Annotated in this window: 13 protein-coding genes; 9 read left to right on the forward strand and 4 right to left on the reverse strand. The window is 45.7% G+C overall.

Translation table 11 applies throughout. The annotated features are described in order from the left end of the window. Window positions 1-15: 15 nt before the first annotated feature. On the reverse strand, window positions 16-1,218 hold the full coding sequence (locus ABDK00_RS03435) for an FAD-dependent oxidoreductase (protein ID WP_346238109.1): 1,203 nt from the start codon (window positions 1,216-1,218) through the stop codon (window positions 16-18). A 100-nt stretch (window positions 1,219-1,318) separates the two neighbouring features. Between ABDK00_RS03435 and ABDK00_RS03440 the strand changes: the two genes are divergently transcribed. From ABDK00_RS03440 to ABDK00_RS03465, 6 genes are all read left to right on the forward strand, one after another. After that, complete coding sequence (locus ABDK00_RS03440; RefSeq protein ID WP_346238110.1) at window positions 1,319-2,347, forward strand: ligase-associated DNA damage response exonuclease; 1,029 nt, start codon at window positions 1,319-1,321, stop codon at window positions 2,345-2,347. Further along, window positions 2,344-3,933, forward strand: a complete 1,590-nt coding sequence (locus tag ABDK00_RS03445; protein ID WP_346238111.1) for an ATP-dependent DNA ligase — start codon at window positions 2,344-2,346, stop codon at window positions 3,931-3,933. Before ABDK00_RS03440 ends, ABDK00_RS03445 begins: the two co-directional genes overlap by 4 nt. 67 nt (window positions 3,934-4,000) lie before the next feature. Further along, a complete protein-coding gene (locus tag ABDK00_RS03450; RefSeq protein ID WP_346238112.1) occupies window positions 4,001-6,463 on the forward strand; it encodes a ligase-associated DNA damage response DEXH box helicase in 2,463 nt (820 codons plus the stop codon). Window positions 6,464-6,501: 38 nt separating this feature from the next. Then, window positions 6,502-7,137: a ligase-associated DNA damage response endonuclease PdeM gene (pdeM, locus tag ABDK00_RS03455; RefSeq protein ID WP_346238113.1), complete on the forward strand. Its 636-nt coding sequence runs from the start codon at window positions 6,502-6,504 to the stop codon at window positions 7,135-7,137. Between the two features lie 43 nt (window positions 7,138-7,180). Then, window positions 7,181-7,348 (forward strand): hypothetical protein, encoded by a 168-nt coding sequence (locus ABDK00_RS03460; RefSeq protein WP_346238114.1) that lies wholly within the window; start codon window positions 7,181-7,183, stop codon window positions 7,346-7,348. Window positions 7,349-7,412: 64 nt separating this feature from the next. Beyond that, entirely contained in the window at window positions 7,413-8,213 is an 801-nt protein-coding gene (locus ABDK00_RS03465) for a M48 family metallopeptidase (RefSeq protein ID WP_346238115.1), read from the forward strand. Between the two features lie 79 nt (window positions 8,214-8,292). Here ABDK00_RS03465 and ABDK00_RS03470 read toward each other — a convergent pair whose 3' ends face one another. Then, window positions 8,293-8,640, reverse strand: coding sequence for a hypothetical protein (locus tag ABDK00_RS03470; protein WP_346238116.1), 348 nt, complete (start codon window positions 8,638-8,640; stop codon window positions 8,293-8,295). A gap of 168 nt (window positions 8,641-8,808) precedes the next feature. Between ABDK00_RS03470 and ABDK00_RS03475 the strand changes: the two genes are divergently transcribed. From ABDK00_RS03475 to ABDK00_RS03485, 3 genes are all read left to right on the forward strand, one after another. Next, the gene (locus tag ABDK00_RS03475) at window positions 8,809-10,104 is read left to right on the forward strand and encodes an HAD-IB family phosphatase (RefSeq protein WP_346238117.1); all 1,296 of its coding nucleotides are present in this window, start codon (window positions 8,809-8,811) and stop codon (window positions 10,102-10,104) included. Window positions 10,105-10,176: 72 nt separating this feature from the next. Next, window positions 10,177-11,070 (forward strand): alkaline phosphatase family protein, encoded by an 894-nt coding sequence (locus tag ABDK00_RS03480; protein WP_346238118.1) that lies wholly within the window; start codon window positions 10,177-10,179, stop codon window positions 11,068-11,070. Window positions 11,071-11,122: 52 nt separating this feature from the next. Next, entirely contained in the window at window positions 11,123-11,803 is a 681-nt protein-coding gene (locus tag ABDK00_RS03485) for a metal-dependent transcriptional regulator (protein WP_346238119.1), read from the forward strand. 6 nt (window positions 11,804-11,809) lie between these two features. On the opposite strand, the gene ABDK00_RS03490 is transcribed toward ABDK00_RS03485, so the two are convergent. After that, window positions 11,810-14,470 carry a glycoside hydrolase family 3 protein gene (locus tag ABDK00_RS03490; RefSeq protein WP_346238120.1) on the reverse strand — a complete coding sequence of 887 codons (2,661 nt, stop codon included), beginning with the start codon at window positions 14,468-14,470 and terminating at the stop codon, window positions 11,810-11,812. Window positions 14,471-14,574: 104 nt separating this feature from the next. Further along, entirely contained in the window at window positions 14,575-16,980 is a 2,406-nt protein-coding gene (gene lon / locus ABDK00_RS03495; protein WP_346238121.1) for an endopeptidase La, read from the reverse strand. Window positions 16,981-17,058 lie beyond the last annotated feature (78 nt).

Consider the following 17,058-nt stretch of genomic DNA (forward strand, 5'->3'; position numbering starts at 1 on the left):
ATGTACGCGGTATTTTTAACGATCAAAACGATAAAAAGAAGCCAGTTCATTGGGCTGATCTTGTAATAAATCGGTTATGATCTTTCTTCCCTGAACAGAAAACGTAATGCCGTTGCCGCCAAATCCGAGCACAAAAAAGCTGTTTTTAAAGTCGGGGTGCGGGCCGATATACGGCAGTCCATCTTTTGTAGAACCGAAGATCCCGGCCCAGTTGATATCATTGATAAAATGGATGCCCGGCATGGCTTCCTGTAATTGCTTCATCAAATCTTTTGATTTCTGCTCTTTGTTTTTTTGCAAATACGTTGCCGAAGTGTATTTGCTATCGGCGCCGCCCACGAGTAAACGGCCATCATCTGTGGTTCTTAAATATAAATAGGGGTTCCTGGTGTTCCAGACCAGCAACCGGTTCAACTTCTCATTTATCAGAATGCCCTGTTCGCTTACGCAGGCAAAGGTACTGTGCAAATCGGCGACGGGCTTTCGAAACATCCGCACGGTTTCATAACCGGTACAGTAAATAATTTTTTTACTCTTGATGCTACATCCGTTGACAAGCTCTATTAAAATCCCCTTGTCGTTGTGATGAATCTTTTTGATATCGACCTGGTCATAAACCTGTAGCCCTTTTTGTGTATTGCTTCGAATCAATTCATGCGCAAGCTTATAAGCGTCCACGCTGGCGGCCGTTTCAGAAAGAATGCCGCCGTGGCTTTTGATGCCATACAACTTTTTAATAGCAGCCGCGCTAAGCCATTTTACGCCCAGCCTGTGTTTTTTTCTGGCTTCGAATTCTTTATACAAACTTTTTGACGCCGCTGCTGTATGCGCAAAAAATAGCGAGTCTTTTTTCTGAAAGCCACAATCAATTTTTCTTTGTTTGACGAGTGCCTCCAACTCCAGAATAGCGTCAATGCCGCATTGGTAGCAGGTGGCTGCCGCTTCTTCACCGATTTTATTCGATAATTGATAAAGCGGTACGTCTATTTCGTATTGAAGCATCGAAGTCGTGGCGGCGGTGCTTCCCGAGGCGATATCATTTTTATCTAACAATAAAACTTTATAACCTTCGCTGATGAGCGCATCGCTTATCAGGGCGCCGGTAATACCGCCTCCTAAAACAACGGTATCTGTGGTTAAATTTTGCTGCGCAGAAGGGTAGGAGTAGAGTAGTCCGTTTTTTAAAAGCCAGAATGATTCGTAAGTCCGTAGTCTCATAAATGAAATAATTATCTATAAGCAAATCAATTATCAATCCAAACTGGTTGAATTTTTCGGGAACGATATTTGAAATAGCATAAGAATAATTTTTTCAGTTTTGAGTCTGCTGCGATTCACCAATAAAGGTATTTACTGTCCGCAGGGCGATTTTTACATCGATCCCTGGCAGCCGGTTGAGCATGCTGTTATAACGCATGGCCACGGCGACCATGCGCGATGGGGAAGCCGCCATTACCTCGCGCACGAGTTTTCTAAACCTGTAATGCTGGCGCGTTTGGGCGAAGATACCTCGATTGAAACGCTGCCCTATAATCGGCCTACATTCATTAACGGCGTTAAGTTGAGCCTCCATCCGGCAGGCCATATCATCGGTTCGGCGCAAATCAGGTTGGAGTATAAAGGCTTTGTAAGTGTCGTTTCGGGAGATTATAAGCTGGAAGATGACGGTATCTCTACGCCTTTTGAGTTGGTAAAATGCAATGAGTTTGTAACCGAGAGTACCTTCGGTTTACCTATTTATAACTGGCTTAGTCAACAGCAGATTTTTGAACAGATCAAAGCGTGGATTGCGTTTAACCGGTCCCGGCAGCGCACGAGTATATTTATCGCGTATAGTTTGGGAAAAGCACAGCGCCTGATGAAGGGCCTGGAAGATATGGGTGACATCTATGTGCACAGTTCCATCGAACGTTTGAATAATGCCATTAAAACAACAGGCCTGCAACTGCCGGCGACTAAACTTTGGAACCTGGAAACACCGCGCAACGAAGTGCTGGGAGGGATCGTGATTTTGCCTCCTTCGCTGAGAGGCACGAATATGATAAAGAAAATTCCCAATGGCGCGATTTCCATTTGTTCGGGTTGGATGCAGGTTCGCGGAAACCGCCGTTGGCAAAGTGTTGACGCAGGCTTCGCCGTTAGCGATCATGCTGATTGGCAGGGGTTGGTGTCGACTGTTAAAGCCACGGGAGCCGAACAAATATTCGTCACGCATGGATATACGGCAACGTTCAGCAAATATCTTAACGAAATCGGCATCCGCTCAGCAGAGGTCGTCACGCAGTATGGCAACGATGAAGAAGCAGAAGCATCGGGCGCTTCAACAAAAGAGGAGGAAAGCGCATGAAGCAGTTTGCATCACTTATACAGTCGCTTGAAATCAGCAATAAAACCAATGATAAGGTTGATGCGATTGTGTCCTATTTATCTGTTGCACCCGACAACGATAAACTTTGGCTCATAGCATTATTTACCGGCCGCCGGCCGAAACGGCCCGTAAAATCTTCACTTATAAAAGCCTGGGCGCTGGAGGTTTCGGGCTTGCCCGAATGGCTTTTTTTAGAGTGCTACAGCAATGTGGGCGATCTTGGTGAGACCATTAGCCTGATATTGCCCCGCCCGGAAAAAGAAATCGATAAAACGATCTCACAATGGATGACCGAGCTCATCGGACTGCACTCAAAAACTGATGAAGAAAAAAAAGCTTACGTCCTGGAAGCCTGGCGGGGACTCGATTATAGCCAACGGTTTATCTTTAATAAGCTGATAGGTGGCGGTTTTAGAATTGGCGTGTCTTCAAAATTATTGGTGAACGCTTTGTCCAAATTTACAGGCGAGGAAGAAAGTACCATGATGCATAGTATTATGGGAAAATGGGATCCTGTGGACGCAGATTTCGAAAGCCTGGTTGGCGGCGCGCATATTAATGCAGATAATTCCAAGCCCTATCCTTTTTGCCTGGCCCATCCTTTGGATAAGCCGGTCGGCGAGCTGGGCCCTCCCGATGAATGGGTGGCCGAATGGAAATGGGATGGCATTCGTGGGCAAATAGTAAAGCGAAACAATGAGTTTTTTATCTGGAGCCGCGGCGAAGAATTAGTTACAGCCCAGTTCCCGGAATTGGGTTTGCTGGCAGACCATTTGCCGGACGGGATTGTTGTTGATGGAGAAATTTTGTCCGTAAATGACGGGCAGGTGCTCAACTTCAATCAATTGCAAAAGCGATTGAACCGAAAGCTCGTGTCGAAAAAGCTGTTGGCGGAAACACCCATTGGATTTTACGCTTACGACTTGTTAGAATATGATGGAAGGGATATAAGGCAGGAGCCTTTTGAAGCGCGTCGCGAAAAGCTCGAGAATGTAATTGAAAAAGTACCCTTTGGTTATGTATTAATGTCACCGGTTATTAATTTTAATAGTTGGTCTCAATTGACCGCTCTGCGCGAAACCGCGCGCGAAATGAACAGCGAGGGTATTATGTTGAAAGCGCGCCAATCCGTTTATCATTCAGGCAGAAAAAAGGGCGATTGGTGGAAATGGAAGATTAACCCGTTGTCAATCGATGTGGTTTTAGTTTATGCCCAGAAGGGCAGCGGCCGCAGAAGCGGCTTTTATACCGACTACACTTTTGCAATCCGGTCGGGCGAACAGCTGGTGACCATTGCCAAAGCCTATTCAGGGTTGACCGATAACGAGATCCGCGAAGTAGACCGTTTCATCAAAAATAATTCCCTGGAAAAATTTGGCCCGGTGCGCACGGTGAAGCCCGAGCTGGTGTTTGAGCTCGGATTTGAAGGCATAGCTGAAAGCAAACGGCATAAAAGCGGTGTTGCGCTTAGGTTTCCGCGAATCTTGCGCTGGCGAAAAGATAAGAAAGCCGAGGAGATTAACACGATCGAAGACCTCCACGAAATGCTTGAACAATTTGGATAACTTATTTATAAATTTGAGAGCTGTAAAAAAAGCTGTTGCAAATAAGCTCGCCCACGCCTAATTTATTTTGGATAAAATACAAACAACAACCGGATATGGAATTGTCGAAGCATGGTTTCAGTCTTCTGGCAACCGGCCCTTCGCATTTCAGCAGGAAAGCTGGGAGCGTTTTCATCAGGGCTATTCGGGATTGGTCATTGCGCCGACCGGTTTGGGAAAAACCTTTTCTGTTTTTTTTTCCGTGGTGATCCACTATCTCAATTACCCCAATGAGTATGGTAATGGTTTAAAGCTGATCTGGATCACGCCGCTGCGGGCATTGGCCAAAGACCTGGCGCGTGCCATGTCGGAAGCGCTGGAGCAGTTGGGGCTTGACTGGGAAGTCGGTGTCCGTAATGGCGACACGCCGGCAGCAGAGCGGCAACGACAGTCAAAGCGCATGCCCGATGTGCTGATTATCACACCCGAAAGCCTGCATTTGTTATTCGCGCAAAAAAATAATACGGCTTACTTTAAATATTTGAAATGCGTGGCCGTCGATGAATGGCACGAACTTCTAGGTAGCAAAAGAGGCGTTTTAACCGAGCTGGCCATTTCGCGGCTCCGGCATATAGCGGGAGGGCTTCGCATCTGGGGCATCAGCGCTACCATCGGAAATATTGATGAGGCGCTGCAGGTTTTAATTCCTTATGCCGATCATGCTAAGACAATCGTCAGAGCCAGGCAAGAAAAGAAAACGGAAATCATTACTATCCTTCCTGATGAAATAGAAATTTTACCCTGGGCAGGGCATTTGGGAACGAAGATGGCAGCGAGCCTTGTTCCGATTATCGAAAAAAGCCGCACCACGCTTGTTTTCACGAACACGCGTGGGCAAAGTGAACTTTGGTATCAGGTGATGCTTACGGTGGCGCCCGACCTGGCCGGCCACCTGGCGATTCATCATGGGTCCATCGATATGGAGTTGAGAACATGGATTGAAGATATGCTGCATACCGGACAACTGAAAGCAGTGATTTGTACTTCTTCCCTCGATTTGGGTGTAGATTTTAAACCTGTGGACACGGTGATTCAAATCGGCTCGCCGAAAGGCGTTGCGAGGTTTCTGCAGCGTGCCGGACGCAGCGGCCATTCGCCTTTTGAAACGTCGAAGATATATTTTCTTCCTACTCATTCTTTAGAACTTGTTGAGGCTGCAGCTTTAAAAGAGGCGGCGCAGAAAGCTGTTATCGAAAGCCGCACACCGCTGGTGCAAACCTTTGATGTGTTGGTTCAATACCTGGTTACCCTGGCGGTGGGCGAAGGATTTGAGCAGGCCGATGTTTACAGGCAGGTGACACAAACGTACGCTTTCAGTTACATGATGCCGGAAGAATGGCAGTGGATATTAAAATTTATAACCCAGGGCGGCGAGGTTTTATCAGCCTACGAAGATTTTCAAAAGGTAGTGGTCGAAGAGGGGATTTATAAAGTGAAGAACCGGCGCATCGCCATGATGCATCGGATGAATTTGGGCGTTATCGTAAGCGATCCGATGTTGAAAGTGAAATTTTTAGCCGGTGGTTATATTGGAATGGTAGAGGAGTATTTTGTTTCTAAGCTGAAGCCGGGAGATAAATTCGGCCTCGCCGGTAAAATACTGGAGTTTGTGATGATTAAGGAAATGACGGTACTTGTAAAGAAAAGCAACGCAAAAAGAGCGATTACGCCGAGCTGGCTGGGCGGCCGGCTGCCACTCAGTTCAAATCTGAGCGCTTTTTTGCGACATAAGTTTAATGAGGCCAAGAACGCCGGAAATAAGGGGCCTGAATTGAAAAAACTGAAACCGCTGTTTGAACATCAACAACAGCATTCGCATATTCCAAAAGACGATGAGTTTCTGATCGAAATGATTCACACACGCGATGGCCACCATTTGTTTATGTATCCTTTTGAAGGCCGGCTGGTGCACGAAGTAATGAGCGCACTGGTAGCTTATCGCATCAGTAGAACGCAACCCATCAGCTTTTCAATGGCAATGAACGATTACGGTTTTGAACTGTTGAGCGATCAACCCATCGATTTTGATAAAATTGATATGCTTGAAATATTATCCGCAGCAAACCTGACTGAAGATATTTCGCGAAGCATTAACGCTGCTGAAATGGCCGGAAGAAAATTCAGGGATATTGCCGTCATTGCCGGATTGGTCATGAAAAATTATGCCGGCAAATTTAAAACTGATAAAAATCTGCAGTCGTCGGCCGGTTTGATTTTCAGGATATTTGAACAGTACGACCCGCAAAATCTTTTAATGCGCCAGGCTTTCGAAGAAGTGTTCTATCAACAGCTAGAAGAACCGCGGCTGGCAGCAGCTTTGCAGCGTATTCAACAAAGCCGCCTTATTATTGTTAATGCTAAGGCTTTTACACCGTTGAGTTTTCCAATTAAAGTGGACAGCCTGCGGCAGGATTTAAGCAGCGAAGCGCTCGACGAAAAAGTAAGAAAAATGCAGCAGGAAGCCCTGCAGCGCGCGGGCTCAAGAAATTAGTATTACTATACCAATAAAAGAAGATTGTTTTTCAGGGGATGGAAGTTTTTTGCAGTAATGAAAGATTGATTTTATCGCACCACCGCGCCGCCTATTGGCCGGCGCAGCAAACTGTTTTTATCGCCGATCTGCACCTGGGAAAAACGGGTTATTTCAGATCGAGGGGCATTGCGATTCCGTCGTCCGTCATGGCTTCCGATCTTGAAAGGCTCGACGAGGTCGTCCGTTTGTATCAGCCGGAACAAGTTGTGATCGCAGGTGATATGTTTCACCATAATTATAATGCCGATATTGATGTGTTTAAAACCTGGCGTGCGTCCAAAAAAAATATCCGGTTTCTTTTGGTTCCTGGCAATCACGACCGATTGCTAAAAATAGATTACCAGCAATTGGGCATTATCACAACTAATGCCACCCATTTTTTAGATCCTTTTACCGTGATACATGAGCCTCAACAACGGCCCGGTGTTTTTGCTATCAGCGGACATTTACATCCCGGCTATTTACTCGCAGGCCGCGCTCGCCAATCCATCAAGCTTCCTTGTTTTGTAGTTCGCCATGATCAGTTAATATTACCGGCTTTCAGCGCTTTTACCGGGCTTTACACGGGCTATGCGGCACAAGACGGTGATAAATATTATCTGATTGGCGAGCATAGTATTTACAGTGTCTAATCTTTCCGGCATGGTTTTGTTGGCTTGTTTATAAAATTGAATTATGCCAAAATCAACCGACAAAAAAACGGATCCGATCGATTCTTCCAAAGAAGTGAAAGAAAGCAAAGACCCTAAGATTGACCAGGATATGCCAGGCTTTCCGCACCACCCGTCCAGCCAGGAAGATTTGAAAAAGGAAAAGCCTACCAGGAATGAACAAAAAAAATAATATGTCGTTGGGCTGACAAGTCTTATTTTCGCGGCTAATAATAATCCTATAAAACATTTTACTTATGAAAAAGATGGCACTTTCATTATTAGCTATGGCGATGCTATTGGGTACTGCTAACGCTCAATTAAAGATTAATAAAAAAGCGATAGGCTCGGTAAGTAAAGGCGTAAAAGCCGTTGCTTACAGCGATGCAGACGCAGCACGCGATGCGGCGGCGGCTGTAAAATGGATGGACGATCATAACCCGGTAGCGCCGGCCAACGATCCCTATACCGTAAGGCTGAACAAGATTTTTGGAAAGCATCAGTCGGAGGACGGATTGAAGTTGAATTATAAAGTTTATAAGGTCGTAGATATCAACGCCTTTGCCTGTGCCGATGGAAGCGTGCGGGTTTTCTCTTCGCTTATGGACCTTATGAGCGATGATGAATTGCTGGCTGTGATTGGCCACGAAATCGGGCATGTCAAAAATCATGATTCAAAGGACGCGATGAAAGCCGCTTTGACGCGATCTGCCGTTGCCGATGCTGCCGGTTCTCAATCGGGTGTTGCCGCAGCGTTGACGGAAAGCCAGCTGGGCGCTTTGGCCGAAGCGATCATGGATAGCAAGCATAGCCGCAAGCAGGAAACCGATGCCGACTCTTACAGTTATGATTTTATGAAAAAACACGGATACAACGTAATGGGCGCTTATAATGCGTTTATGACGTTGGCAAGCCTTAGCGGCAACAGCGGAGCGCAGGCTTCAAAATTTCAAAAGATGCTGAGTTCTCACCCCGACAGTAAACAAAGGGCTGAGGAGGTGAAGCAGAAAGCACAAAAAGACGGCCTTTGGAAGGAAGCCGATATCAAAAAACTTTAAGGGATATAAACCTAGGCGAACAAAAAAGCCGGCCGTGTTTTTTAACATTGCCGGCTTTTATTATTCAACTAAAACAATTTTAAGAAAACAGTTCCTGTTCCTCGCGGTCTTCAGTCGGGATCTTTTTTATGAAATCGTCAAACTCGGAGCCATCGTGATTGCTGTAAGTTCCGTAAGCGTCGATGATATAGCCGATATCGCCCTGCTTATCTTCAGTTACATATAATACCGCATTGTCAGCCGGATCGGAATCTCCTTCAAAACGAAATGTTTTGAAAATTAGTAAGTCTTCCGGTTGATACACTTTGTTCAGGTTATCAGCAATCATCTGCTTTTGCTCGTTCATCTTTATTTCGTTATCAACGCCTTTTTGCCTCAGTTTTTCGATCACTTGGCTGAGCGTGGTCATTTCTATTCGCTGGTCCATATAGATTTTTTTTAAAGTTACACAACGCTGTATTATTTCATGCAGAAATTAAGCCAAATTGCTACAGGCAAATAGGCTTCAAAACCTTTGCCCTATGGTTCCTTTTTCTGCCTTACTTTTGCGCTTCATATTTTATGGGCACTTCCCTCAATCTATTCGGTTTTTTTTATGAAGCATAAAAACTATTACATCATCGATTTTGACAGCACTTTTACTCAGGTAGAGGCTTTAGACGAACTCGTCCGCATTTCTTTAAAAGACAATCCTGAGAAAGAAAAAATATTCAAAAAGATCGAAGATTACACGAATATGGCCATGGAGGGCAAACTTTCTTTTTCTGAAAGCCTTGCCGAGCGTGTGAAATTGTTAGGCGCCAACAAAGAGCATTTAAAAAAACTGGTGGTGCATCTCAAAAAGAAAGTGTCCAAATCCTTTTCGCGCAATGCTTCTTTCTTTAAAAAACATGCCGACGATGTGCTCATCGTTTCGGGCGGGTTTAAAGAATTTATCACACCCGTGGTGAAAAAATTTCATATCAAGAGCGAAAATATCTACGCAAACACTTTTCTTTTTGATAAAGAAGGAACGATCATCGGTTATGATGATACCAATCCGCTTAGTCAGGAAGGCGGAAAAGTAAAGTTGATGAAGGAGCTGAAACTTGAAGGGAACCTGTATGGGATCGGCGATGGTTACTCCGATTTTCAGCTCAGGGAAAGTGGTTTGATCAAGAAGTTTTTTGCTTACACGGAAAATATTTCCCGCAAAAGCGTGACCGCGAAGGCCGATCATATTACGCCGAGCTTCGATGAATTTTTATACATAAATAAATTGCCCGGCGCCATTTCTTATCCTAAGAACCGCATCATTTGTATCGTGGCGGGGCAGCTGCCCGCCGATTGTGTCGAATTGTTGAAGCAGGAAGGCTTTTCGATAATAGCAGAAGCCGAGGCCGACGAAAAAACCCTTCAAAAAGCAGGGGTGATGCTCATCGCGCAGGGCGCATATCAATCGCATAAGGCGCTCAAGAAGTCGGCAAGGTTAAAAGTGATTGGTTATATGGGCGCTGCCAAAGATTTGCCTTTACCTGATTTTACCGGCAGGGGCGTGGTCGTGTTTGACGATTCCAAAGCGGTGGGGAACCAGGAAGTGGCGATTACGAAACGTATTATCGATTTTATCAATAAAGGATCTATTAATAAAAGTGCGAATTTTCCAACGCTGCAATTGCCGGCGGTGAAGAAGACACACCGAATCATACATATTCATAAAAACGTGCCCGGCGTTTTGGCTGAAATCAACCAGGTATTGGCAAAGCATGCGATCAACATCAGCGCCCAATACCTGATGACTAATCAGACGATCGGATACGTGATTATTGATATCAACAAAGATTATGAAAAGCGTTTGTTGAAGGAATTAAAAGCGATTGAAAATACCATTCAGTTCCGGATCTTATATTAGTCGCTTTGCTAAGGAAGGGTTGGTCTGGATTTGGGTTTTAGTAACGTAATCAGTTTTAAATTTAATAGAAATATGATGCGCTTACCATTTATCATCTTTTTTGTAGGTGCCGTGCAGCTTATCGCCGGCGCACAGCAGCGGGTTGTTATCATCGGGTTAGACGGCTACAGCAGCGAAGGTTTTAAAAAAATCAGTCATCCCAATCTCGACCGGCTACTTTCGGAAGGAACTTACACGCTGACGAACCGCCCCGTTATGCCCTCGGTTACCTTACCCAACTGGACCAGCCATTTATCCGGCGCCGGCCCTGAAGAGCACGGCGTTACCGGCAACGACTGGACGCTTCAAAAGCACGCGCTCGAACCCATTGACAAAGACGAAGAAGGGTATTTTCCATCGATATTTAAATTATTAAAAGAAAAAAAGCCCAACGCCAAAATTGGATATTATTACAACTGGGCGGCGCTTATCAATTCGATCAACAAAAAATATCTTGATGAAGCGGTGTTTGGGGAGCACGAGGATTATGACAGCAACTATCTGCGGGCGGCGGAGTTTATAATTAAAAATAAAAAAGATCCCACGCTGGTATTTTTATACAGTGTGCATACCGATCATGCGGGCCATCAATACGGCTGGATGTCGCCGGAGTACGTAAAGGCCATAGAAGCGGCCGATGTCGTGTTAGGAAGGCTGATCGACAAATTAAAATCCGAACAACTTTACCAGGGCACCCATTTTATTTTTATTACAGATCACGGCGGCGTTAACAAAGGACATGGCGGCGTCAGCATGCTCGAGATGGAAACGCCCTGGGGCATTGCGGGCCCTAAAGTTAAAAGACAGGGATTGCAGCATTTTTACAGCAGCAACAGGAATACTTCGCTCGCCATCGCCAGGATCTTTGGTTTGAAGAACCTGCCCCAAAGCTGGACGGGCCAGTTGCCGGCCGGTGTTTTTAAATAATTCTTTCCGGCTCATAGCGAAACCAGAGTTAGACTGATCTAACCGAAAATTTTTGAGCTATCTTTACGCTATGTTATCGCAAACAGAAGAGAACTATTTAAAGGCTCTTTTTTATCTTACAGAAGAAGCGCAAAAACGCGGCGGGGCGGGCACAAACGAATTAGCTTCAACGCTCGATGTGAAGCCGGCAACGGTTAACGATATGCTGAAAAAGCTGAAGGAAAAAGACCTGGTTGTATACGAGAAGTATAAGAAAGTGACGCTAACCGATCAGGGCAAAAAGCAAGCTATTAACGTCATTCGCAAGCACCGGCTTTGGGAGACTTTTTTATACGAAAAGCTCGAGTTTACCTGGGATGAAGTGCATGAAGTAGCCGAGCAATTAGAGCATATCCATTCTCCGAAGTTGATTGAACAATTGGAGAAATTTTTGGGCTATCCGGAATTCGATCCTCATGGCGATGCCATTCCCAATGCGCAAGGTGTGTTGAAAAGAAGTGTTCGATATACGCTGGCGCAGGTGGCAGTAGGGAAAACCTGCAAGCTCGTGGCTGTTAAAGACAATAGCGCTTCTTTTCTTCAATTTGTGGTGAAAGTTGGGTTGGGGTTAAGCAGTAAAATAACCGTCCTCAGCCGCCAGGATTTTGATGGCTCCGCCGAGATCGAAGTGTTAGGAAAAAAATCTATCGTCAGCCAAAAATTTGCCGAGAATATTTTCGTCACTTTATCTTAATCCTTATCATTTTACCGTAAGCACTTTTCTCAAGCGGATGTCCTTTGAAGAAGCGCCTACCATGATTCGGAAGTCACCCGGCTCTACGATGCGGTTCCTGTCTTTATCAAGCATGGAAAGCAGTTCGGGTGTTATTTTAAATTCAATTATTTTCGACTGGCCAGCCTTTAGATGAACGCGCTGAAAACCTTTCAATTCTATGACCGGTCTTACCACCTGCGCCAGTTCGTCGTGGATATACAACTGTACCACCTCATCGCCGTCTTTAGCGCCCTTGTTTTTTAAAGTAAAATGGAGTTTAACGCTTTCATCAGCAGCGATTTCATTTTTATCCAGTTTCAAATCGCTGTATTCGAAGTCCGTATAACTTAGTCCGAAACCAAAAGGAAACAACGGTTCGCCTGATAAATTATTATAATCGTCGCCACGGCCTGTTGGCTTATGATTATAAACCAAAGGCAGCTGTGCTTCATGCACGGGAAATGTGATGGGGAGGCGGCCCGCCGGATTGTAATCGCCAAACAAAACATCTGCAACCGCAGTGCCACCCGCCTCTCCGCCATACCAGGTGTGGCCTATCGCTGTCACTCCCGATTCCCAGGCGCTCATTGTAACCGCACTTCCGCCTACCAGCAACACGATCACCGGTTTGCCGGTTTTCGCGAGCGCATTAATCAATGCTTCCTGGTGGCCAGGCAAACTAAGCATGGCGCGGTCCTGGAACTCGCCTTCTGTAATTCCTGCGACAACAATAGCGGCCTCTGCCTGGCGCGCCAAAGCCACCGCTTCGTTTATTTTCTGTTCGGCGGGATCAGCTTTGCCTTCGTTCCAAAGCAGCTTAATGCGGCCATTACCATTTGTTTCATAAAACTCGACGCGAAGGCGATAGGCTTTGCCTGCTTCAAAATGATAATCTTTTAATATTTTTTGATAGGAACGTTTTTGCCAGTTGTCAATGAGCAATTTGTCGTTGATAAACAACCGGTAGCCATCGTTGCCTTCAAGCCCGATTTTGTACAGACCGGTTGTGGGTGGCTTCAGGTTTCCTGTCCAGCGGGCCGAATAAAAGTCGCGATCCAGTTTGGCATCTGGCGCATATAAAGTCCATGAAAAATCTATTTTTTCGTCTATCCTTGATGTAACGGGAACCGCTGTCATATCGCGGCCTTCAAAGAATTCAGCCTTCAAACCGGGTTGACCATCGTGCGATAGATATTTTTCGGATACGACCGAATGAGAACTGAGCTCCCGGCCCGGTCCTGGTGCGTAGCTGATTTTGGTTTCCGGGCCCAGTTTATTTTTTAGTCCGGTAAGGATATTTACTTTTTGATAACCTACACCGGAGTACCCGCCGAGCCTCGCTTCTTCCGCATCGGTGCCGATAACAGCGATCCGCTTTATCGTTTTCGAAAGCGGCAGCGTTTTCTTTTCATTCTTCAATAATACAAATGAAGCGCGGGCGGCTTCCAGCGCGGTAGCTTTGCCCTGCGCCAGTAGTTTTTTAGTGTCAGAGGATTCGGGGATGTAGGGGTTTTCAAATAACCCTAATTCGAACTTGGCACGTAATACTCTGGAAACAGCGTCATCTATGCGTTCCCGGCTGATCTTTCCGTTTAGAAATGCCGGCATAAACAATTTGTGATGTTCGTAGTCGGTTTGGAAAATAACATCAAGCCCGCCGTTGATGGCGTGCGCTCCGCTTTCTTCATAATTTTTTGCGGTGTGATGTAAAACCGTTTCTCCGCCAACCGCGTTGGCATCGGAAATCACAAATCCGTCAAACCCCCAGTTTTTTTTCAACTTGTCGGTCAACAGCCATTTGTTGGAAGAAGCAGCCACGCCATCTATTGAATTATAAGCGGTCATGATCGAGTGGGCGCCTGCTTTTTTAATGGCGGCGAGAAAAGGCGGAAAATGAATTTCGTCCAGGTAGCGTTCGTTCCAATGGATCGGATAGCTGTCGCGGCCGCCATCGCCTACGTTGGCCACAAAATGTTTTGGCGTTGTAATAATGCCGCGTTGTTCGAAAGCGCTAATAAAAGCAACGCCCATGGCGCTTACCAGGAAAGGGTCTTCGCCATAGGTTTCTTCGGTTCGGCCCCATCTTACATCCGAAGCAATATTGACCACAGGGGATAGGATTTGCCGGATTCCTCTGGTTTTTACCTGCGCGGCGATCGCGCCGGCCACGCGATGTACCAATGCTGTGTCCCAGGTGGCGGCGAGTGCGATTGCCTGGGGAAAGGCTGTCGCCTGGCTTCTTACCAGGCCATGAAGCGCTTCATCAAATGCGATAATAGGAATGCCCAAACGGGTTTTTTCAACAAAATATTTTTGAATGCTGTTGATTTTTTGGATGACAAGCAACGCATCTTCATTGGTGTCATAACGCAGCAATTGCCCGGCGGCATCGCCCTTGGCTTTGGCGCTCACCTGAAATCCAAAAATGCCGTTGGCGTACTGGCCCGGCGCGGCATTATCTAAATCGCCGGGAATCATGAATAGTTGCCAGAATTTTTCTTCCGGCGTCATTCGGGAAACCAGATCGGCGACACGTTTGTCGATGGGCTGCCTGCTGTCTTTATATAAAGGTTGTTGCGCCAAAGCGGCGAAGGTAATCCCTCCAAAGAGCAGGGTTGATATGAGTTTGGCGGTGAACGGGTGCATAAAAAAAGCTTGTTCCGCAATGTAAAAACTAAATCTTACAAACGAAGGACAAACTTTACCGAACCCAGAACAAGAAAGCCGGCGTTTTGGCCGGCTTTAAAAGTTTATTTGGATTGTAGTGCAATGCTAAGCACTTCTTCCATTTTATCTACATAATGAAATTTCAGCCCTTTGATGAACGCAGGTTCTACCTCGGTCACATCTTTTTCATTTTGAGCACAAAGAATGATTTCTTTCAGGCCGGCGCGCCGCGCAGCAAGTATTTTTTCTTTAATGCCACCAACAGGTAATACCTGGCCCCGCAATGTAATTTCGCCCGTCATTGCTAAGAAGGGTTTTACCTTTTTGCCGGTTAAAACTGACGCGATCGCGGTCATCATTGTAATCCCGGCGCTCGGTCCGTCTTTTGGCGTAGCTCCTTCCGGCACGTGAATATGGATACTTTTCTTGTTGAAAAGCGTGGGGTCGATTTTGTAGCGTGCCGCATTGGCTTTGAGATAGCTGAGCGCGGTTGTGGCGCTTTCTTTCATCACATTTCCCAAATTTCCGGTCAGGCTCAGGTCGCCTTTGCCATCGCTCAGATTGGCTTCAATAAACAAAATATCCCCGCCAACATAGGTCCAGGCCAGCCCTACTGCCACGCCAGGCACATTTACTGCCTTATACAGATCGTTGTTGAATCTGGGCTTGCCAAGGATCGATTGTAATTCTTCGACCGAGAGCGAAACCTGCAGTGCTTCTTCCATTGCAATCTTTTTAGCGCGGTTGCGCATGATGCTGGCAATCAGCCGGTCGAGTTCTCTTACGCCGCTTTCACGCGTGTAGTCTGCAATCAGCCTTTCCAAAACCTTATCACCGATTTTAAAACTTGTCTTCGGGATGCCATGCATTTCTTTTTGTTTTGGAATCAAATGGCGTTTGGCGATCTCCACTTTTTCTTCGATCGCATACCCGCTGAGATTGATAATTTCCAACCGGTCACGGAGCGCCGGCTGCAAATTTTGAAGGTTGTTTGCCGTGGCAATAAACAACACTTTGCTCAGGTCATATTCCAGTTCGAGGTAATTATCGTAAAAATTATTGTTTTGCTCGGGATCCAATACCTCCAGCAGCGCGCTGCTGGGATCGCCGCGAAAATCATTGCCCACTTTATCAATTTCGTCGAGTACAATCACCGGATTACTGCTTTTAGCTTTTCTTAATGATTGCAAAATACGGCCGGGCATCGCGCCGATATAGGTTTTTCGGTGGCCGCGAATTTCACTTTCGTCGTGCAATCCGCCAAGGCTGAGCCGGATATATTTGCGGCCTAAAGCGCTCGCAATGCTTTTACCCAACGAGGTTTTACCGATACCGGGAGGGCCGAAGAAACAAAGAATCGGGCTTTTCATATCGCCCTTTAATTTTAACACGGCCAGGTATTCCAAAATTCTTTCTTTGATTTTGGCCATGCCATAATGGTCGTTGTCCAGCGTTTTTTGCGCATTCTTCAAATCATAATGATCTTCGGTGTATTCGTCCCAGGGCAGGTCGAGCATCAGGTCTACATGATTATAAACCACTGAATAATCGGGCGTACTTGGATGCATTCGCTCGAGTTTTTCCACTCCTTTTTGGAAGGCTTCTTTCGCAGCCAAAGGCCATTTTTTTGCTTCGGCCTTTTTAAGCATTTCTTTTATTTCCTGCGAATTGGAATCGCCACCCAATTCTTCCTTAATGCTTTTTAATTGTTGCTGAAGAAAGTATTCGCGCTGCTGCTTGTCGAGTTCCGTGCGCGTTTTGTTGGTTACTTTATTTTTTAGCTCTACAAACTGCAGTTCTTTTTGCAGCATTTCCATCAGGCTGGATGCCCTCTTTTTTATATCTGTCAGTTCGAGGAGCTTTTGCTTTTCCTGGATGGACGTATTAAGATTGCTGCTGACGAAGTGTATCAGGAAAACAGGGTTTTCGATATTCTTCAAAATCAACGTCGCTTCTGAGGGCAGGTTTGGCGATTGTTGAATGATATTGGCCGCGATGTCTTTTATATTAGAAATATAGGCTTCAAAATCGCCATCTGTCGGAATCGTTCCTTCGATAATTTTTTCTGTTTGCGCTTTAAAGTAAGGTTCTTCGGCTGTTATTTTGGTAACAGAAAACTTGCTGCGCCCTTGTATAATCACCGTCGTGCCGCCGTCCGGCATTTTTATCAGCTTAATAATTTTGGCGATCGTTCCGATTTGTTCCAGATCCGTAAGCTGTGGTTCTTCAATATTGGAATCTTTCTGCGCCACCACACCGATTAGTTTGCCGCCTTTGTAAGCGTCGTTTACGGCCTGGATGCTTTTGTCGCGGCCCACCGTAATGGGTAAAACAACGCCTGGGAATAAAACGGTATTTCTTAAAGGTAGAATGGCTATTTCATCTGGAATTACGTCCTGGCTATCGTCGGCATCATTCTCATTGAGCGGCAGTATTGGCATAAAATCCATATCATCGTCGGGTTTCAGAAACACTTTATTAAAATTCATAATCTTATTTTTGAGACAAACTGTCATAAATACGAATCATCACTATGATTTAGTTCCGTATTTACGAAAAGGATTATT

This window comes from Niabella insulisoli (assembly GCF_039652435.2).
In the GTDB taxonomy this organism is placed as follows: domain Bacteria; phylum Bacteroidota; class Bacteroidia; order Chitinophagales; family Chitinophagaceae; genus Niabella; species Niabella insulamsoli.